Annotated in this window: 15 protein-coding genes; 13 read left to right on the top strand and 2 right to left on the bottom strand. The window is 30.8% G+C overall.

Annotation, left to right across the window (positions count from 1 at the left end; translation table 11 throughout):
- The first annotated feature begins 28 nt into the window (after nucleotides 1-28).
- From KO515_RS14460 to KO515_RS14510, 11 genes are all read left to right on the top strand, one after another.
- Nucleotides 29-3,097, top strand: a complete 3,069-nt coding sequence (locus KO515_RS14460) for a type I restriction endonuclease subunit R (protein WP_215937051.1) — start codon at nucleotides 29-31, stop codon at nucleotides 3,095-3,097.
- Between the two features lie 8 nt (nucleotides 3,098-3,105).
- On the top strand, nucleotides 3,106-4,731 hold the full coding sequence (locus tag KO515_RS14465) for an HsdM family class I SAM-dependent methyltransferase (RefSeq protein ID WP_215937052.1): 1,626 nt from the start codon (nucleotides 3,106-3,108) through the stop codon (nucleotides 4,729-4,731).
- Complete coding sequence (locus KO515_RS14470; protein WP_215937053.1) at nucleotides 4,724-6,037, top strand: restriction endonuclease subunit S; 1,314 nt, start codon at nucleotides 4,724-4,726, stop codon at nucleotides 6,035-6,037. The genes KO515_RS14465 and KO515_RS14470 overlap by 8 nt, the downstream gene beginning before the upstream one ends.
- Before the next feature lie 61 nt (nucleotides 6,038-6,098).
- A complete protein-coding gene (locus KO515_RS14475; RefSeq protein WP_215937054.1) occupies nucleotides 6,099-6,728 on the top strand; it encodes a hypothetical protein in 630 nt (209 codons plus the stop codon).
- A 127-nt stretch (nucleotides 6,729-6,855) separates the two neighbouring features.
- Nucleotides 6,856-9,015: an AAA family ATPase gene (locus KO515_RS14480; RefSeq protein WP_215937055.1), complete on the top strand. Its 2,160-nt coding sequence runs from the start codon at nucleotides 6,856-6,858 to the stop codon at nucleotides 9,013-9,015.
- On the top strand, nucleotides 9,002-10,006 hold the full coding sequence (locus KO515_RS14485; protein ID WP_215937056.1) for a hypothetical protein: 1,005 nt from the start codon (nucleotides 9,002-9,004) through the stop codon (nucleotides 10,004-10,006). Before KO515_RS14480 ends, KO515_RS14485 begins: the two co-directional genes overlap by 14 nt.
- 14 nt (nucleotides 10,007-10,020) lie before the next feature.
- Complete coding sequence (locus tag KO515_RS14490; protein ID WP_215937057.1) at nucleotides 10,021-10,197, top strand: hypothetical protein; 177 nt, start codon at nucleotides 10,021-10,023, stop codon at nucleotides 10,195-10,197.
- A 35-nt stretch (nucleotides 10,198-10,232) separates the two neighbouring features.
- Entirely contained in the window at nucleotides 10,233-10,937 is a 705-nt protein-coding gene (gene rnhA, locus KO515_RS14495; protein WP_252723885.1) for a ribonuclease HI, read from the top strand.
- A gap of 49 nt (nucleotides 10,938-10,986) precedes the next feature.
- Entirely contained in the window at nucleotides 10,987-13,974 is a 2,988-nt protein-coding gene (locus KO515_RS14500) for a DEAD/DEAH box helicase (protein WP_215937058.1), read from the top strand.
- Nucleotides 13,975-14,114: 140 nt separating this feature from the next.
- The gene (locus KO515_RS14505) at nucleotides 14,115-16,997 is read left to right on the top strand and encodes an McrB family protein (RefSeq protein ID WP_215937059.1); all 2,883 of its coding nucleotides are present in this window, start codon (nucleotides 14,115-14,117) and stop codon (nucleotides 16,995-16,997) included.
- Nucleotides 16,990-18,348, top strand: coding sequence for an McrC family protein (locus KO515_RS14510; RefSeq protein WP_215937060.1), 1,359 nt, complete (start codon nucleotides 16,990-16,992; stop codon nucleotides 18,346-18,348). The genes KO515_RS14505 and KO515_RS14510 overlap by 8 nt, the downstream gene beginning before the upstream one ends.
- A 23-nt stretch (nucleotides 18,349-18,371) precedes the next feature.
- On the opposite strand, the gene KO515_RS14515 is transcribed toward KO515_RS14510, so the two are convergent.
- Together KO515_RS14515 and KO515_RS14520 are read right to left on the bottom strand one after the other, a co-directional pair.
- A complete protein-coding gene (locus tag KO515_RS14515) occupies nucleotides 18,372-19,127 on the bottom strand; it encodes a LytR/AlgR family response regulator transcription factor (RefSeq protein WP_215937061.1) in 756 nt (251 codons plus the stop codon).
- Entirely contained in the window at nucleotides 19,124-20,167 is a 1,044-nt protein-coding gene (locus KO515_RS14520; RefSeq protein ID WP_215937062.1) for a hypothetical protein, read from the bottom strand. The genes KO515_RS14515 and KO515_RS14520 overlap by 4 nt, the downstream gene beginning before the upstream one ends.
- A 217-nt stretch (nucleotides 20,168-20,384) precedes the next feature.
- Here KO515_RS14520 and KO515_RS14525 point away from each other — a divergent pair, with 217 nt between their 5' ends.
- Both KO515_RS14525 and KO515_RS14530 read left to right on the top strand, forming a co-directional pair.
- On the top strand, nucleotides 20,385-20,522 hold the full coding sequence (locus tag KO515_RS14525; protein ID WP_215937063.1) for a hypothetical protein: 138 nt from the start codon (nucleotides 20,385-20,387) through the stop codon (nucleotides 20,520-20,522).
- Nucleotides 20,523-20,816: 294 nt separating this feature from the next.
- Complete coding sequence (locus KO515_RS14530) at nucleotides 20,817-21,179, top strand: hypothetical protein (protein WP_215937064.1); 363 nt, start codon at nucleotides 20,817-20,819, stop codon at nucleotides 21,177-21,179.
- Nucleotides 21,180-21,735 lie beyond the last annotated feature (556 nt).

Here is a 21,735-nt window from a genome sequence, read left to right on the forward strand (position 1 = left end):
TATGTCTGAAACATAGGCTTTACTGTGTATGATATTCAACGAAGATTCCAGAGTTAAAATACCTTCTATACTACATTTAATTCAATTAGGGTACACATACCTTTCTTTGAAGGATAGTAATTGGGATGAAAATACGAATATATTTACTTCTATTTTTAAAGAGCGCATTGAAAAGATAAATTCCAATTTATCCGAAAAGGACATTCAAAAAGTATATGATGATATTTCTATATCCTTAGAAAATGAAGACTTAGGACGTGCTTTCTATAATAAGCTCATCGATCAATCAGGAGTAAAACTTATTGACTTTGAAAATTTTGATAATAATTCATTTCACGTTGTTACCGAATTACCATATAATAAAGACGACGAAAGCTTTAGACCAGATATTATTCTCTTAATAAACGGAATGCCTTTGGTTTTTATTGAAGTTAAAAAACCGAACAATAGAAATGGTGTTCAAGATGAACATAAACGTATGCAACGCCGTTTTCAGAATAAGAAATTCCGAAAGTTTATCAACCTAACGCAACTTATGGTGTTTTCAAACAACATGAAGTATAGTGATGAAGATACGCAAATGTTAGAAGGTGCTTTTTACAGCACAACAAATTATAAGAAACCAATCTTCAATTATTTTAGAGAAGAAGAAACCTTTGATTTAAACAAGCTACTTCAACCACTTCCTGAGGAGGGTGAAAATTTTGTCTTAAAAGACACGAATCTTCTCAGTATAAAAAGTAATAAAGAATACCAATCTAATAAAAGCCCAAATACAGCGACCAATTCTATTTCTACGTCTTTATTTCAGAGAGAGCGTTTAAAATTCATTCTACGTTATGCTTTTGCCTATGTAGAAGAGGAGAAAGGCTTAGAAAAACACATTATGCGTTATCCACAACTGTTTGCAACTAAAGCGATAGAGAACAAGTTGGAAAACGGCATTAAAAAAGGTATCATTTGGCATACTCAAGGTTCTGGTAAAACGGCTTTGGCGTATTTTAATGTAAAGCACCTCACTCATTATTTCCAGAAGCATAATATCATTCCTAAGTTCTATTTTATTGTAGATCGTTTAGATTTATTAACCCAAGCTGCAAAGGAGTTTACTGCACGTGGTTTGGTAGTACATAAAGTAGATTCTAGAGAAGCATTTAGTCGCGATATTAAATCGACCAATGTAATACACAACAGTTCTGGAAAAGCAGAAATTACAGTTGTAAATATTCAGAAATTTAAAGACGATCCTGATGTTATAAAAAACAACGATTATAATTTAAGTGTACAACGCGTTTTCTTTTTAGACGAAGTACATCGTAGTTATAACCCTAAAGGTAGTTTTTTAGCCAATTTAGAATTAGCAGATAAACATTCCATTAAAATTGGTTTAACAGGAACACCATTGTTAGGTTCAGAGTATAATTCTAAAACCTTATTTGGCGATTATATTCATAAATATTATTACAATCTATCTATAAAAGATGGGTATACTTTACGATTAATTCGTGAAGAGATTGAAACCAATTACAAGATGGTTTTACAAGAAGCATTGGAAAATATTAAGGTATTACAAGGTAATATTGATAAAAAGAAACTCTATGCAGACCATCGCTTTGTGGAGCCGATGTTAGACTATATTGTTAAAGATATGGAACAAGCTAGAATCTCTATGAACGATTATAGTATTGGAGGAATGGTGGTTTGTGATTCTTCCGATCAGGCTAAAATGATGCAAGAGATTTTCGATACTAAATATGCTGAAAACCCGGCATTCCTTTTTAATGAAGCAGCAGAGGAACCTGCTAGTTATGGCTACAAGAAAAAAGAAGAAAGTAAAGTAAACAAAGCTCAGGTTATTCTACATGATATTGGCACCAAACAAGATCGTAGAGAGTGGGTGTCCGATTTTAAAGTTGGTAAGCTCGATTTACTATTTGTTTACAATATGTTATTGACTGGTTTTGATGCCAAACGATTAAAAAAATTATACATCGGTAGAAAGATTAAATCGCATAATTTACTGCAAACATTGACTCGTGTCAATAGAACCTATAAAACCCATAAATATGGTTATGTAGTAGATTTTGCAGATATACAGAAAGAGTTTGATAAAACCAATCAAGATTACTTTAATGAGTTACAAAGCGAGTTAGGCGATGAGATGCAACATTACTCTAACCTATTTAAAAAACCAGAAGAGATAAAGGAAGAGATTGAAGAAATTAAAGATGTTCTATTTAAATACGATACGACTAACGCAACTGTTTTTGGTGAACAAATTTCAGAAATAAATGAACGTTCCGAAATTCGTCAAATAGCTAAAGTCTTAAACAATTCAAAAGAATTATATAACCTTATTCGTTTGTCTGGTAATTTTGAATTACTCGAAAAATTAGACTTTAGAAAACTATCGGTTTTAGCACGATTGACTAACGATAGATTAGCCTTAATAAATACAAAAATTGCTTTAGAAAATAATGTAGATACCAATAACATTTTAAACACCGCTTTAGAAGATGTCATTTTTGCTTTTACCAAAGTGAAAGAAGAGGAAATGGTATTGGCAGACGAACTGAAAAACACCTTAGGTAAAACAAGAGAAATGTTAGCAGGTAACTTCGACCAGAAAGACCCTATATTTATTTCATTACGTGAAGAACTAGAGCGTTTATTTAAAAAGAAGAATTTAAGTGAAGTCACTAAAGAAGAAATGGAAGCTAACATAAAAGCCTTAAATGCTATTTATGATAAAGCAAAAAAGCTAGAACGTGAAAACCAATTGCTGAAAGCGAAATACGATTATGATGCTAAATATGCACGTATTCATAAACGCTTAATGGAAAAAGACCCTTTAACAGATAGCGAACGCAAATTGTTTGAAGCCTTAAAAGGATTAAAAACAGCAGTAGATAAAGAGATTTTACAAAACTCTAAGTTATTAGAAAACGAGAGTTATGTAGAGAAAATGATGATGCGTTTAGTTGTTAGCCAATTTAAAAAAGAACAAAAGATTGATATTAATACTACGGATGTAAGACGGATTAATAGTCTTATAGTAAGAGAATATATGAACGAATACAACGGAAACGTTGCTTAAAATAAAACATGACCAACACAGCACAATTTGAAACCCAAACCAAAGCACTTATTGACGACCTTAAAAGCGTTTGTGCCAATTACGGTTTAGGAAATGACGGAAACGAATTTAAAATAATCACGCAAGTATTTCTATATAAATTCTTAAACGATAAATACGTTTACGAGTTGAAACAATTAGAACCCGATTTAGCAAGGGCCGAAAACTTTGACGAGGCACTTAAAACGTATTCTGAAGACGATTTAGAAATGCTAACCATGCAAATAAGTGAAAATACGGCGCGCATTGCACCTAAAAACTTATTGTCGCGTTTATTTGAACAACAAAATAAAGATCAATTTGCAGATATTTTTGATGAAACCTTAGTAAGCGTAGCCAAAGATAATATCGATATTTTCTCGGTATTGACACAAGGAGGAGAAAAAGTAGTCCTGTTTGAAAACCTAAGTAAATACGTTACTGATAAAAAGGATGACTTCTGTAAAGCCTTAGTAAACAAATTAGTTGGTTTTAGTTTTGAACATATATTCACTCAGAAATTCGATTTTTTCGCGACTATTTTCGAGTATTTAATAAAAGATTATAACACCAATTCTGGAGGTAAATATGCTGAGTATTTTACACCACACGCTGTAGCTAAAATTATGGCTGCTTGTTTGGTCACTGGAGACGATGTAAACAACGTCACCTGTTACGACCCAAGTGCAGGATCGGGAACCTTGTTAATGAATATTGCACACGCCATTGGCGAAGATAAGTGTACCATTTACTCACAAGACATCTCACAAAAATCGTCTGCCTTATTGCGTTTAAATCTTATTTTAAACAATTTGGTGCATTCCATACAAAACATTATACAAGGCAATACCATTTTAAGTCCGTATCATAAACAAGAGAATGGACAATTAGAACAGTTCGATTATATCGTATCTAATCCACCATTTAAGCTCGATTTTAGTGATTATAGTGCAGATTTAGACAGTAAAGCAAACAAAGAGCGCTTTTTTGCAGGCATCCCAAAAGTGCCAACAAAAAAGAAAGATTCTATGGCTATTTACTTGCTGTTTATACAACACATTATGCACAGCTTAACAGCCAAAGGAAAAGCAGCCATTGTAGTACCAACAGGTTTTATAACCGCACAATCTGGTATTGATAAAAAAATTAGACAAAAACTGGTTGAAAGTAAAATGCTAGCAGGTGTAGTGTCTATGCCATCTAATATTTTCGCCACCACAGGAACCAACGTAAGCATTTTGTTCTTAGATAAAACCAATACTAAAGATGTAGTGTTAGTAGATGCTTCTAATTTAGGAACCAAAGTAAAAGAAGGTAAAAACCAAAAAACAGTTTTAAGCGAAGCCGAAGAACAACAAATTATAAATGTGTTTAATGCGAAGGAAGCCAAAGATGATTTATCTGTTGTGGTAAGTTATGAGGATATAAAAGCTAAAAACTACAGCCTAAGTGCAGGACAGTATTTTGAAGTAAAGATTGAATATACAGATATTACTTCGGAAGAGTTTACTGCTAAAATGAATGGGTTTGAAAGTAATTTAGAAACGCTTTTTGCTGAATCTAAAAGTTTAGAAAAGGAAATTCAGAATAATTTGAAAGGGTTGAAATATGAGTAATTGGAGGAGAAAAACAATTAAAGAATTGGTAGATCTAAATATTATCTATCCACCTATGGATGGTAACCATGGAGAGACTCACCCTAAAGGAAATGATTTTATAGAGAGCGGTATTCCTTTTGTCATGGCCTCAGATATAGAGAATGGTAAAATAAATTATTCTAAATGTAAATATATTTCTAAAGAACAAGCAGAAAAATTAAGAAAAGGTTTTTCTATTGAAGGAGACGTCCTTTTGACTCACAAAGCTACTATTGGTAGGACAGCATTAGTTTCTAAGCTCAGTATTGATTATATAATGTTAACACCTCAGGTTACCTATTATAGAGTTAAAGATGAAAAAGTATTAAGTAATGAGTTTTTAAAATATTATTTTGATAATTCCACATTTCAAGAGCTGATAAAGTTGATGTCAGGTTCTGGTTCCACAAGAGCTTATATTGGTATAACTGCTCAAAAGAATCTTTATATTAAGTATCCAAGCCTATTTCGCCAAAAACAAATAGCCAAAGTCCTTTCCGATTTAGACGCTAAAATAGAAGTCAACAACAAAATTAACCAAGAATTAGAAGCGATGGCAAAAACGCTTTACGATTATTGGTTTGTACAGTTCGATTTTCCAGATGCTAATGGTAAACCTTATAAATCGTCTGGTGGTGAAATGGTTTTTAATGAGGTGTTGAAACGTGAGATTCCTGAGGGTTGGGAGGTTGATGACTTTTTGAGTGTTGCTAATATTACTACAGGAAGACTAGATAGTAATGCTGAAGTTAAGAATGGCGAATATTATTTTTATACGTGCGCAGCAAATCCAACTAAAACTGATAGTTACTCTTTTGATGATTCCGTGATTTTAATTGCTGGTAATAATGCTGCTGGTAACTTTCATGTCAATCGCTTTACAGGCAAATTTAATGCATACCAAAGAACTTATGTGGTTACAGCAAATGAACTGAAATATCTCGATTACTTGTACCAAGTTGTGTTTAGGCAAATGAAAGTATTAAAAACTAGAGGGAATGGTTCACAAACAAAATTTCTAACAATTGGGATGTTAAATAACATTCATGTTTTTGAAACAAATTCAAATTTGATGGAGGAGTTTTCTGAAAAAACAATTCCAATGTATAAAAAACAAGTGAATTTAATGAACGAAAACCAAAAGCTTTCAGAGCTTAGAGATTGGTTATTGCCTATGTTAATGAATGGGCAGGTGCGCGTAGCGCATTCCCAAGCAGATGGGAATCTTGGTGAGGTAGCGCAGGAGTTGGGTATGGTTGCTGAGGAGAGAGCGAATTATAAATAATTTATATATAAACTATTTACTTTTTTGGTTTTGAAGTTATATTAATTAAAAACAATTTAGAATGGAAGAAAATTTATTTAATAAAATACAACATGCAATTACTTTTTTAAGTAATCACTTCGGAAATGCGCCAAGAGACTATGGCCATTATGAACCCCGTTATTACAAGGCTTATTTAAAAGACAGATTTGAAATTAGGCAAGATGTATTAGATGTAATTAATCAATTAAGTGACGTTCCCTTCGCTTCAATATTTACTAATAACCATCGAGAGACTTTTCCTATTGGTTCACCTTTTCTTGAAGGAAACTGTTCAATAACTAATGATACACATGTCGGTGTACATTTGGAAATTTCATATATGTTATTTTATTATTTGGTTAATGAACTAACAGATAGCATTAGAACATTAGTTCAACTTGTTCGTTCAGATGAATTTATTACTAATTTTTTAGGATTGGTCGATGTTGAAGAAGATAGCGTAAGTTATAGGATGATTTACCATGAGGCAATCGATGAATACATCAAAGCCAGAGTTCCTAATTATGGCCAATTAGTATTTATTTTCAATACATTAACGAATTACATAGGAATGGAAAATTCTAGTGTTGTTTTCAAAACAAGAAATATGTTAGAACTTATAGATGTCGGCACTACAACATTTGACTTTGATGGAATTAATATTCAGTAATAAATATGATAATTACTTTTTTACAAGGTTGTTTGTTACTCATGCTTATAAATGGGCAAGTTACTGTTGGTGAGGTAGAGAGTGAGCTGGGTATGGTTGCAAAGGATAATGCTAAATATGATAAGGCATGAGGTTAGCTGCTGTTTACTTACCAAAGGATGTTTTACCTCATTTGTTCGGAGAGAATCATAAAGGTCTTACCTTAAATTTTGGTGGAATAAATAATTATGATATCATAGAAAATAGCGAAGCTATTGAAGTAAGAGTAGCATCAGTTAACGAAAATTTTATTCCTAATTTTTGGGGGGAAGGTATATCTAATATCTCAGCAATCGTTGGTAGAAATGGAATCGGTAAAACAAGTATTTTAAGGGCATTACATTCTATAGGAGATAAAAAAAAGAAGGACGTCTTTTATTTGTTTGAAGAAACTGAAGAATCTTGGTATTACTATAATGAGTTAAAAAATAAAAATGTAACAGCAGAATTTGAAATAAAAAAAATTAATTCAGAAGCTCTAAGTTCTGTTAGGCAATACTACACACCAATTGTTGATATTGAACAAATTAATGCACTATCACAATTAGGTATTGTCTCTACTGGTGAAGAAAATCTTGGTCAGCTTTATAATAAGCAACTGCTACAGGATGTAATTTTATTAAATGATCCTGTAAAAAACACACTAAAAACTGTTTATCCTGATTTTCCTGAATATACAGAGCTTGCAATAAAAATTACACAGCATCGTAAGTTTGATTTTAAAAATGTATATGCAACTGCAAATTTAGGTAGTCAAGATAGAGTAACTGTATTAAAGACTTATATCGAATCTGATCTGAGAGACTTAGAAGAAGGGAAATGGAAAGGGTTAATTGGAAGTGACTTTATTAAGGGTAATATCTTAGAGAGATACATCAATATAATTAATAGTTCTGGATTGAATAGCATGTTTGATCAACTCTGGGCTCAAAAGAAATATAGTCATGATGATGGTAATGATAAATTGCATGGAGCTAGTGATTTTATGCAAAATTTTGAAGTTACATTATTTACGTATTTCATTTTAGATGCAACATTTCCACAAACGCCTTTCCAAGGTACAACAGGTAATTTTCAAAGTATTATTGATAAAGACTCATTTGAAGCAATTTTTGATGCTTTCTTTGATTTGTATATGCTGAGTATATATGGAATTGTTAGAGATGAAATTGAAAGTAAACTAGAAAGGGTTTCGATTAAAGATTATCATAAAATAAAAGAAATTATAAATGACGATAGGCATAAAAAGTGGACTCAATCAGGATTCAAATCTTCAGATGCTGTAGAGTTAATGTTGAGATATTTAGATAGGTTTAAAGCTTTTTTTGACTTATACACTTATCTAAACAAATTAATTTCAGAGAATAAATTTGAAATAAAAGAAGATTCATTAATTTACAAACTAGAAAATCATAATAAGAAAGATTTTTATGATTTAATAGATCTCTATAATAAGGTTTTAAGTGAGGCTAATAATTTTGTTTACACTCTAGATTTACTTACAATAAGATCAGTATATCCTTTATCTTCAGGAGAGAAAGCATTGCTTAATTTTTTTGCAAGAATAAATAATAGAATCAATAAGCAAAATAGCTCAAACCATCCAACTTTCAATTATTATTTACTTTTACTTGATGAACCTGAATTAGGATATCATCCAGTTTGGAAAAGAAAATTTATTGATGCTATTACTAAATCAATTCCTGTTTTATTTAGTAAGCTTAATCCAAATAGAAATTTATTTGACACTGAATCAAAAGAGTTTAGTGATTTAAAAACACAGATTATTTTTACAACTCATGACCCTTTGACTTTATCAGACATACCTATTGATAATGTCACTTTCATTGACAGAAATGCCGATACAAATAAATCATTCATTGTAAATCATAATGAAGATATTGATTTAGCAACATTTGGAGCAAATGTTCATGACCTTTTGGCTCATAGTTTCTTTTTAGAAAATGGTTTTATGGGTGAATTTGCTGAAGGATTAATCACTGATCTAATTAATTATCTCACATACGATAAAGACGATAATATTTCAGAATCAAATCAAAGACCAAAAAAGGAATGGGATAATCAATTAGCCGAAAAAGTAATTAATATTATAGATGAACCTCTAATTAAAGAACGAGTTCAATCTCTTTATAATAAAAAAGTGCTTTATTATGATAAAGAATTGCTTCGTCTAAAGATTAAGCAATTAAACAATCAATTAAAAAAACTTGATAATGAGGAAGATTAAGATTTCAAAGAATCTTCGTGATTTCGTAAAGGATTTTAATGATAACTTGTTTACTAAAACAAGAACAAATGGGTTTGTATGTCCTATCAATAAATTGGGAAAACTTTTATTGGAAATAAAACCTAGAAAACATAAAGAATATAGGCTATATGTAGAGAAAATTATAGATGAATATGACTCTATTTTAAATGCAGATCCAACAAAAATGAAAACATTAATTGATGAATTTGATGCTATTGTGCACAGTTCACAATTAGGTAGAAAAATAACTAGTAAGAAATATAGTTTTCATGAAAAAGTAGTAGAAGCAATGCGTTATGAAGATTTAAGAGATAAAGAGTTTCCTGAGTACCTCATAAATTCAGATTTACGTACTTGTGTATATTGTAATGCGCAATCAGCCATTACTATCGAGCCAGTTTATTACAACAAAAAGAAAAAGAAAGACAGAAAAAAGATATTGTCAAAATTACAACTTGATCATTTTTATCCAAAATCAAAGTATCCTTTTCTATGTACAAGTTTTTTTAATCTTTATCCAACTTGTGCTAATTGTAATTTAGCCAAAGGCAAAGAGGATGCTAAATTTGAATTGTACACTTTAGGTAATGATCTAGATCCTTTTCATTTTTGGATTGATGATGAATCTATTTTGGATTATTGGATAAGCCTTGACTTGAAAGGCCTCAAAATTTATTTAGATACATTGGATGGGGATGCAGAGCTCCTTCAAAATCATAATGAATTATTTCAAATTCAAAAGATTTATGATGCTCAAAAAGATATAGGGGAAGAGTTAGTGTGGAAATATAAATCTAATCCCAGTGTCTATAGAAGTTTACTTAATAAGTCATTTCATAAAATTTTTCCAGACCCATCTTTAATTGATAGAATGATAATTGGCAATTATAGTAAGCCAGAAGAAACATTTAAGCGTCCAATGGCAAAGTATACTCAAGATATTGCTAGACAACTGAAAATTATAAAGTAAAGAGGTTTAATTTTATGAACTTTATCAAAACTTACGATAAACAATTACAATCTAAATTAAACCATTTAAAATTGCATTCTGCATATTTACCTCATATTGGTTTAAAATATAATGAGGCTAGAGCTAAAGTGATTATAATAGAGGAGATTATGCAACAAGCCGAAGGTCAGTATAGTGATTGGAGTGCTTAAAAATTAATATGTTTATATAAAATATTTAAATAATATTGGAAACAAAAGCGATACCAGACATAGACTTGTTTACGGATGGTGGCGCAGAACCCAATCCAGGCAAAGGAGGTTTTGGCACCATACTAAAATATAAAGGCAGACAAAAAGAATTTTTTGGAGGTTATGAGCTTACCACTAATAACCGCATGGAGTTAATGGCGGTGATTTACGGTTTAGAAAAAATAAAGACTAAGGCTAAGGTGACTGTTTATTCAGATTCTAAATATGTAGTAGATGGTATTGAAAAAGGTTGGGCAGCAAATTGGGAAAAGAACCATTGGGTTCGTAAAAAAGGTAATCTAGTTCTCAATAAGGATTTATGGGAACGCTTATTAACGGTTGTAAAAAAGCATGATGTTACATTTTATTGGGTAAAAGGGCATGCTGGCCATCTAGAGAATGAACGCTGTGATTTTTTGGCTAACAAGGGGATAAACTCAGAAGATAGAATTAAGGATGAAGGTTACTTGGAATACCTTGAACATATAGAATTATACCAAGAGAAAACAATAGAAAAAGAAGGTGATTTATGCAGAAAGTGTAATACATCACTCATAAAAAAAACACCTAAAAAACGCAAAATTAAACCAAACCAATCATTCTATTTTGAGTATTATCTGTATTGTCCTAATTGTAGGGCTATGTATATGGTGGAAGATGCTAAAAGAATTATACCTGAAGGAAATAATTTATTTGAATAAATAATTTGTATAACAACTCAATGACCTATTAGAGCAAATATCCTATTAAATGAATGACAGAAATATAACTTTAGCAATAGGTAAGGCCATTCGAGAAGGTAAGTATCTTAATATCACGTATAAAAACAAAGATGGGGATAATACCCGATTTTGGATAGCGATATTAGATATTAACGTAAAAGGAGAACTTTATGTTAACATATTCAATGTAACTAAAGATGAACCAATTTTAAATGCAAAGATTTTTATAGCGAGCATTCAGACAGCTGAAATCTTAAAATTTTCACACTACGATGTTACTGACAAACTGATAAAAAAGATTGATGAAGATGAGGGTTTGCAGAAATATGAATTTGATAGGTATAACCATAATGTATTAAACTATTATTTAGAATGCTACAAGGCAAATAATGATCCATTCTTACACAAAAAGCACTTAATTCCGAACGTCGATAGTCACGAATTAATAAATCAAAACCCTTATCAGCTATCAGATAAACAGCAACAGCACATCATAAAAGAAATTTATAATAATGATTATAATACATTTTACGATTATGAACTGGCCTTATGCGAATTTTCTATAGATCTAGAATCCAGAGGAAAATTTGTAGTCGCATACAGAATACTGTCTTTTGATCCTGTAGAGAAACAACTTAAAATAGGTTCTAAAATACTTTTCAATCCCAATTTCTACATCAAGGGAACTAAATTTTCATTGTCTTATTACACAGATTTAAGCCGAACAGATTTTGAAGCCTTATACCTAAATGATAAAAATGGCACCATAGAACGATTGATGGGTAATTTTAGATCTGGGGAATTACCTAATACGCGACCAGAAATTGTTGTTTTAGGTTATGCTCAAATTGATATTTCAAATATTTATGATCAAATACACTCAGAACATACCAAAGGAGAATTAACAAAACCTTTAAAAGCATTATTTCAAAATCTTTCCTTACGAGATCGGAAGAACAGAAAAGAACCTCATATTGTCCTTTATGATAATAATATCAATAAAGACCAACTTCGCACTATTTATAATTCATTAAAATATCCGGTTACTTATGTACAGGGACCGCCAGGAACTGGGAAAACGCAAACCATCTTAAATATTGTGGTGAACTGTTTAACTAACAATAAAACCTTATTAATTGCTTCAAATAATAATATTCCTATAGATGGGATAAAAGATAAATTGTCCCTAGGTACGTATAGAAATAAAGAGATTCTGTTTCCTGTTATTAGACTAGGAAATAACAAACGCACTGTAGAGGCTTTAAAAAAAATAAAAAAACTTTATGAGTTTGAAACTAGAGATAGGCCTAACGAGAACCTATTGGCTAAGTTAAAAGCAAAGTCTAAAGAAAATAACAGAACATTACAAAGTAGATTAGAAAATTATGAAAAGCGTATAGATATAGAACAAAATTTAGAGTTTATTAATGGCTTAATAAAAAATGGAAAAGATAGTTACTGGAAATTAGAAGAAGAAAAAAAGAAACAAGAGGAGCAATTAAAAGACATTCCAATTACGACCGATGATAATGTAAAAGGCATATTTGAAATCATTAAAGGAAATTATCAATTACAGCAATTCTTTTATTTTGAATCTTTAAGATATATAAAACGCTTAAAAACAAAAAAATATAGCGACCTCGTTGAAATACTTTATATCGAAGAAGAAAAAGCACAAGTAAAGCAATTTAATACATGGATTGCTCAAGACGAGAATTTAAAAAAATTCACAAAAGTATTTCCTATTATTCTTACAACAAATATCTCAAGTCGCAGATTAGGAGACAAGTTTAAATTTGATTTATTAACAATGGATGAAGCTGGCCAATGTGATATTGCTACAAGTTTGATACCCATTTCAAAATGTGAAAACATGGTTTTAATAGGAGATACCAACCAATTAAAACCGATTATTGTTTTTGATGAGGCGAGAAATGACGAGTTAATGAAGCAGTTTGGAATTGATGAAGAGTACAATTATTTTCATAATTCAATTCTATCAGTATATAAACAGGTTGATACGATTTCAAGAGCTATTCTATTACGATATCATTATCGCTGTGGTGAAAAGATTATCAATTATTCTAATAAGAGGTTTTATGAGAGCAAGTTAAATCTTTCAGGAATCAAAAGACCTGGTAATTTAAAATTGATAGATGTAAATAATGTCAATCATAAAAATAAAAATTCACAGATAGAAGAAGCTGTCGAAATAGTTAATTACATACAGGAAAACAGCTTATCAGATGTCTTTATTATTACCCCATTTAGAAATCAGGAAGAGGTTCTAAATCGTTATATTAAAGTTGGAATTGCTAGTGGTAAATTAGATGCTTCGGTGAGTTGTGGGACCATTCATAAGGTACAAGGACAGGAGAATAAAACCATTATAATGTCTACAGCAATTTCAAGAAATACAACTTCAAGAACCTACGATTGGATTAAAAATAACAGTCAATTATTAAATGTTGGCGTGACTAGAGCCAAGGAGAATTTAATTGTTGTTGCAGATAGAAAAGCCATTGATATGTTATCAAAAAAAGATGACGACCTATATGCGTTGATTGATTATGTTGAACAAAACGGAACCAGTGAGGTTTCTCAAAGTATTGTAAATAAACTAACAATAGGATTCTCTAATAATTCAAAATTTGAAGATGAGTTTTACACAACAATGCGTCATCATTGTTCAATACGTGGTGGCAGGTTTAAGAGAAATGTGAAAATTATAGATTTATTTCCTAAAGAAAGAGATAATAGATACGTCAACAAAAAAGAATTTGATGGCGTATTTTATCACAGAAATCAGCCTAAAGTTGTATTTGAGCTAAACGGAAAAGAACATTATACCAACAAAAATAGAATCGAGTCAGATAAAATTAAGATGGACTTATTAAAATCTAAAAATATCGAACTGATCTTTATTCCAAACCAATATGTAAAGCATTATGAATTTATTCGAGAGTTAATTAATAAATTCGAAGGAGATATTTATCAAAAAACTTTATTTGGCTAATAAAATAATCTGTTAATTAAACCTATTAAAAGTAATATATGTTATTCGATAAAGTAAAACGAGAGCACATCTTAAAAGGAATAAAAGACTATGAGGATTTTTTTAGTGAAAACCGTAGAAATTAAAAGGGGGCAATAAATATGACCAAAATAAGTATAGAAGAGATAAAGGAAAAAGCCGTTTTTCTTAACGACTTAAGCAATAACGAACAAGCGCTTTTTGATTATATCAACAGTTCTAAATCGAATGTAGATGAAGTGCTACAATTATATCAGCCACAGCATGAATTTAGGCCTGTAAATACCCTACGATTTTTAATAGCTAATGAGCTTAGAAAAGGAACGGTAATTACTAAAAGTTTAATTGAGGAGTTAAAACAAACCATTGAAGCTAGAGATGTGTCTGTTTATTACGAGCTCAATGATATAGTAAAACAGAGTTTAGCAAATTATAAGGATAGTAGAATTGGGATGTTTCCTAACTGGCGACACGCTTTTAAAATTTTGTTTCCTTTTATTTATAGCGTTGCGGACAATGACCAAGTGAACACTGCCCTAAATCAATTTGCAGATGAGATTATAAGCGCTAATCAATTGAAGGATGTTCAAAAGCATATTGTTGGTTTTCAAGGTTCACAGAACTATGGTACGGACTTTATATGGTTGGCTATTATTCCAGAATCTGCTCCTAGTGTTCAGTATGCCTATCAAATATTTTTCAGAATAGATAGTGATGGTATTATTGGGGGCTTATATAAAGGTCATAATTTAAAAAAACAGGCTGTTGATAGTCAAGAATTACACTTTAATTCTTGGGAAGACTATTTAGAGCATACGAAGCAAACTAACCCTCAGTGGTTAGAATTAAATGCAGATATCAATTTTATATTTATGAATGATGAAAAAGCATTTATTAAAACCTTAAAGAAAGTCGATCGTGCTTCTGTATCGGATTATTTTAATACTCTTGGACGTTTTAAGACCGATTTAGATATTCAAGATGAAGAGAAATTAGTATTTAGTATTGCTAAAAATCGTTTAAGTTTTCAGGTTGGTAAACGCTACTGCTTAAATTTAAATAAAACGCATTTTGATTTTATTTCAAATGCTGATATTAATGATGACACAGGACAAAGAGAAACCTTTTCTGGTACTGGTAGCACTTATTTGTATAAAGAACGTACTCATAAAGATGTCTTAAATAATTACGATGATATTAAATCTGCAATAGAAAACGAAATAGAACGAGATAATCATGCTCTTGCAAAATTTTATGACAATAGTGCTTTTAGAAAGGCATTTTTTGATAGTGATTATAGAGCAAAAGTTTTAGGACAATTAGGAATACAAATGATATCTAAAAATGAGCATATGGATAACGTGAAAGCTGAATTTATTACTTGGTTAATAAAAAAGCCTAAATCTAAATACTTTAATAATGATAAAGAGACATTAAATCGTTATCTAGATAATTATGATACATATTTTGATATTAATTTGTTTGACGTGTCTAAATCGAATTATAAGCATATAATAGAAACTATTGATAAGGTTGCTTATCAAAATGAAACTAGTGCCTTTTTTAAGTTTAGTTCTGGCGAAAGTTCTCATAGGCCACGAGCTATTTTAGGGAAAACGAATTATTACCAATTTTTAGAACAGAGATTTACTAACAAGGATGAGGATATTTATACAAACGATATATATACACCTTCACTCAACCAAATTTTCTACGGTCCACCAGGAACTGGAAAAACCTATAATACCATTTTAGAAGCGGCTAAAATTATTACACGACAAGACGATTTAAGTTATAACGAAGCACAAGCTGTACTTAATAAAAACTTAGGGAGTCAGATTGAGTTTATTACTTTCCATCAAAACTACAGTTACGAAGATTTTATACAAGGGTTGAGGCCAGATGTAAAACAAAAAGAACTAAGCTTTAATAGAACCGATGGGGTATTCACTAAAATGGTCACTAAGGCATTGTTTGAATATTATAAAGTATATCAAAAATCTCAAAAGAATCCTTCACACGACACGACGACTAAAATAGATTTAAATGATGCTTTTATAGAGTTTATGAATTCCTTAGAAGAAGGTCAGGAATTTGAAACAAAAACAGGTTCTAAGATAAAAGTAGATAATTTTACGGATCGCCAAAATATTGAATTTAAACCCATGAATGGTATAAAATCCTATTTGGTATCTGGCAATAGATTACTGAAACTGTATGACTCTTTTAATGATATCAAAAAAATAAGACGTGTTCATGAAGATATCGTAAATGTTATTGGAGGTTGCAATGCTACCATTTACTATGTGGCATTAAGAGAATTTATTGATTTCTTAGAAATATATGAATCCACCTTAATTGAATTTGAAGACGAAGAAGAGGGTATTGACTATGAGAATATCACTTATAACAGAAAAAAGGAATTACTTTCTACTATAAGTTTAGATGATATTCGCACAGTCCCAGAACATAAAGTTCCTCGGTATGTAATTATCATAGACGAAATTAATCGTGCTAATATTTCTCGAGTTTTCGGAGAGTTGATTACTTTAATTGAAAAAGATAAACGTTCTCATGGTAATATACCATTAACGGCAACATTGCCTTCTGGAGAACAATTTATAGTGCCCTCTAATTTATTTATTATTGGAACGATGAATACAGCTGATAAGTCCATTGCCTTATTGGATATTGCATTACGACGTCGTTTTGAATTTGTACCTATGTACCCTAATTCTGAATCTACAGAAGATAAAATTGTACATGATGGTGATATTTTAGAGGCTATAAATAAAGAGATTATTTCTAGAAAAGGCTATGACTTTACTATTGGTCATTCTTATTTTATGGGAGATGATTACAACCTAAAACATACAATAGATAATAAAGTGATTCCTTTGCTCTTGGAGTATTTTATGAACGATGATAAAGAAGTGAAACAAATACTTGGTGCAGCACAGTTGGTTGTAGAAGGTTGGCCAATGCAATATATATCAAATGACTAATCTCTTCGAATATCAAAATAGTGCTGAGTTTTCAAAGCATCATTTGGATGATTTGGAAATCTTCTTGGATGCTATTTGGGCTAAAAGAGAGAAATCTAGTTACTATTTTAATGAGGAAGATAATAGGGTAGAGCAGCAACGCTTTATTCAGTTTTTGCATAAAACCAAAACTTTAAAATCTAATAAATATGTAGGTGTTATTCATTTTGAAGGTGAAACCATCAATTTATTACCTAAGATATTTTATAAGAATGAAGACGCCACAAAACAAGATGTTAATGCCATAAACAAGCATATCCTTTGGTGGTTGAGTTATTGTAGGAAATTAAAATTCCCAAATTACCTCTCAGGTTTAAACAGTGAAAAAGCCGACTTCTTCGAAATTCTTATTTACCTGTTTAGTAAATACACAAGAGAACTTTTAAATTCTTCTATTTATCAGCAATACACCGAAGTCAATAAAGAGTTGTCTTTTGTAAAAGGACGTATTGATTTTGATAGCTATATAGCCCATAATCTTTCTAGAGGACGACATCATAAAATTAGTTGTTCGTTTGATGCTTTTGAAATGGATAACGATTTTAATAGATGCGTAAAGTTTGTATCTAAATTATTATTATCAACGACTAAAGAAAATCAGAGTAGACGATTTTTAAATGATATTTTATTTATCCTAGATGAGGTTAAAGATGTTTCAATGTCTTCAGACCAAATGAAACGCATGTCGTTTAATCCTATGTTTTCGGATTTTGAAACAATTAGGGATTATTGTATTTTGTTTTTAGACAATAGTGTATCATTTAATTATAAAAACGACTTAAAGTTATTCGCTTTTTTATTACCAATGGAATACGTGTTTGAGGATTTTATCTTTGGTTTTATTGATAAAGAAATTGATGCTATAACAGCAAAAGCACAGGATATGTCAAAATATCTTGCAGAAGGCAACAGGTTTCAGTTAAAACCAGATTTATTGTTAGAGTTTAACGAAAAAAGAATCATTGCAGACACCAAATACAAAGTTGTGTACGCAGACGAAACTGATACTAAAAACGGTATTACTCAATCCGATTTGTACCAAATGTTATCTTATGCAGTCCGTTTTAAGGTTAATGAAATTGTATTGTTTTATCCTAATACTATAAAAACAGAAGTAACAAATAATTCAGAATTTACGATAGTAGATGAATTAGCGGATAATGAGAAAGTGATAATCAGTTCATTTCAATTACCCATTATAAACTTTGAGATGTTTAGAGAGGGATATGAAAGTGATAAATCTTTGAGTTTTGAATTTGAGGCTGTGAAAAGGAGTCTGGTAGAGCAGATAGAAAAGGCGTTAGAAATTTAGTACTTTGGACAAATAGTATAGCATTAAAACCCTTTAAATTTACTTCTCAGTTTAGCAACTAAACCCATTTTTTCTTTTGCCGTGACTTCAAAGGTTTGTTCAGTATTAAATAAATTAATATGTATGTTGTCTCTTTCTTTGAGATGAGCCATATTAATGATTGTACTCTGACTGACTTTATTGAAATTATAAGATTCTAATTTTTTATAAAGTTCATTAATCGTTAAGCGTACATTCTTGTATAAGATTTTATCATTTTTGCCATAGATATGTACACAGTTTTTAACAGGTGCTGCTTCATTATTAAATTTTGAAGAACTTATATAATAAGCGAGTGTAGGGTTAAATTGTATGTCTCTATTACTGCCAATAAGTAAGTTTATGAGGTTCGTTTGGTTTTTAGAAACAGTATTTATCTTATTTATAACTTTGTTTTTTAATATACTTTCGAACTCTTGAACATCAAAAGGCTTACTTAAAAAGCCAGAAATATCAAGATTATTAATTACTTTTTTTTCATTGTTTGTAGTGGAAGTCAAAAACACAATTTTTTTATGTGCTGCAATTTTTTTGGCTAGCTCAATACCATTATAAACAGGCATTTCAAAATCCACAATTAATAAGTCAAAATCATCTTTCTGTATGTTTTCGTAGGCTTTCTTAGAACTAGAATAGCTCGCAACGTGCTTTAGTTCATAATCCTTGGCAATGGTATCTAAATCGGCTTTAGCCCATTTTAAAATTTCAGGGTCGTCATCAACTAATATATAACGAATCATTTATTTAATCTTAAAGTTAGTTGCGCCATGTATTGACTATTTGGCAAATTGTTATGTTCTAATTTACTACCAGGATAATAGGCGTCAATAAGTTGCTTTAAAGCGTGTAGTCCAAATTTGCTAGTAGCACTTTTTGTCAGTTTGGCCTCTGACGCTTGTTCTGCACTATTAACCAAACAATAACTTAATTGGTGCTGTTCGTTTTCCTTAAGATCAATACTAATGAAGGAATTATCATCGTTTAAATTTCCATGTTTTAAGGCGTTTTCAACAAAAGGAAAAAAGAGTGTAGGCTTGATTTTTATAGATGTCCTTTGTTCTGAATTAAGTGAATTCTTAAGTTCTGTCTTAGCATTGGGTTTTAGATAATTGATGAGTTCTAAGAACATATTGATGTGTGCCAACTCATCCTCAATAGTTGTGCTTTCTTTATTTAATGCGGAAACATTATAGTCCAAAAGCTTAAAAATATTTCTTAGAGCCTTAATGGAAAGTATTTTCTTTTGTGGTTCCCCTTTTTTATAATGAATGCCGAAAATTGATTTATATCCTTTTTCTGCATCTTCCAAATCTTTATAAATTCTGGTCATTACATTTTTAATAAAATGCGCACCAAGTCTCGTGTTATTGGCTTCCACATTTTTGTAATTTACATAACGTTCGTATGCCTTTTGTTGGTGGTTATTCGTTTCTTTCTGTTTTGCTATTTCCTTATCTTTTTCACTTAAAGTGGCAAAGAATTTTTCTTTATAGTCTTCGATTTCTTGTTGTAATTGAAAAATCTCACTGTGTTTGTTGGCAAGTGTATCTTCAAGCTTTTTTATTTTTTGCAATTCCTTATCCAAGTTAGTAATCCCTAGTTGGCTCGCTTCTAACTTTGCTGTTAACTTTTTATTCTTTTTTCTAAAAGATCGCTTTTTATAAAGATTATACCAATTTCTAATAATCACTAATGCCAGTAAGCCGAGTACTATTTTAAATGCTATTCTAAATAGTTCTATTTGTTCAATTAGGTCTGCATATTCTGAATATGAATTCATTAACGGAGCGTAAGTATTATAAGCTGTTAGTTTTAGACTAAGGCTTTGTATAAGGGAAACTTTCTATGATATCCCAAAAATAAAGGTTGATTTCCCAAATATAAGCTGTCTGTCACAAATTAGAAAAAATTATTGAATTGATCTTCATCTTTGAAGAAAGAACGGGAATTTTAGCAGAGTGCTAAGCTTCTATAATATTAATTTAAAACCAAAAATTATGAGTAAATCAAAACCAATGTCTGGTAAAGCAGCAGCAAGAATTATGAGTGCATCTGCTAAATCTTCTAAATCAGGAGGTGTTGTAAAAGGAAGTTTCGCAGCAAGAGCACAAAGTGCTTCCGCAAAATCAAAATAGTGTGATAGCTATTATAGTAAAACAATTTTAGTATTAATTTTTAAATTCAATTATTATGAAATCTTATAAAGACGACGAACACACACAAGCAAACAATGACAACCATGCAAATCAATTAAATCCTAATAATGATGAGTACCATCATTCCAGAGAGGGTAATTAGGATGATAATTTTTTTATTAGAATCTCGTTAAGCAAATTTTGTTTGACGAGATTTGTTTATTAAGTATTTTTAGAATCATTTTTCTACATTAAAATGATAATTATAAGCTAAAGAAATAATTACTCAACAAAATGACCATAACCCAACTACCAGGCACCTATAACATTATAGGCAGCAACCAAGATGAAAACGGCATCGCTTACAAAGGTACCTTAGAATTGGCTTTAGATGCGCACAACAGGATAGAGGCGAGGTGGCTGATTAATACTAATCAAGAGCAGTTGGGTACTGGGTTTTTTAAGGATAATATCTTGGTTATTAATTTTAACTACAAAGGAGATGATGCTCATATGTATAAAGGGGTCGCAGTTTATAAATGTATTACTAAGGATTTGCTAGATGGTTTTTGGTCTGAGAAGCATGGGAATCCGTTGTATCTTGGTGAGGAACGTTGCTATAGAGTAAACACACAACAACAAGAACTTATTAATTGACCACTACAGTTGAGGTCTCAGGTGTTTTTTAGGTCATGGCAAGTCCAGCGAAACAATTTTTCGTGAGAGAGGTAAACGTTTACAAAAAAATCATAGGGCCAACACCCCTCAAGTCCCCTGAAGGGGACAACCCTAAATAATAAACATATAAGTGTAATTGAACGCCATAATAAAATAAGCAACACACCGAATTAATTATTGTATTGCTTAAGATTTGCTCAAGGAGGCAATTGTAATAATTTAACGTTGTTATTCCTAATCAAATGCGTTAGTATCGATAACTTTTTACCAATAAGTCACAGGTTGAAATGAATTTATTAAGGGTAAATAAGTAGATTCCTGCCTTCGCAGGAATGACAAAATTGAATAACTACACGTGTTAAAACATAATAAAAATGAGCATTGAAGAAAAACAACCTCTTACAAGAGCACAAAATTTATGCATTAACTATTTATATATGATTTACTTTCATTGAATCTTCGCAAGGTGAGCTGCACATTAGTAAACGTCCACAATGCTAGCGCATTGTTTTGAACTTTTTTATGCTTTAACGAT

The organism is Winogradskyella psychrotolerans, assembly GCF_018860545.1.
Lineage (GTDB): Bacteria > Bacteroidota > Bacteroidia > Flavobacteriales > Flavobacteriaceae > Winogradskyella > Winogradskyella psychrotolerans_A.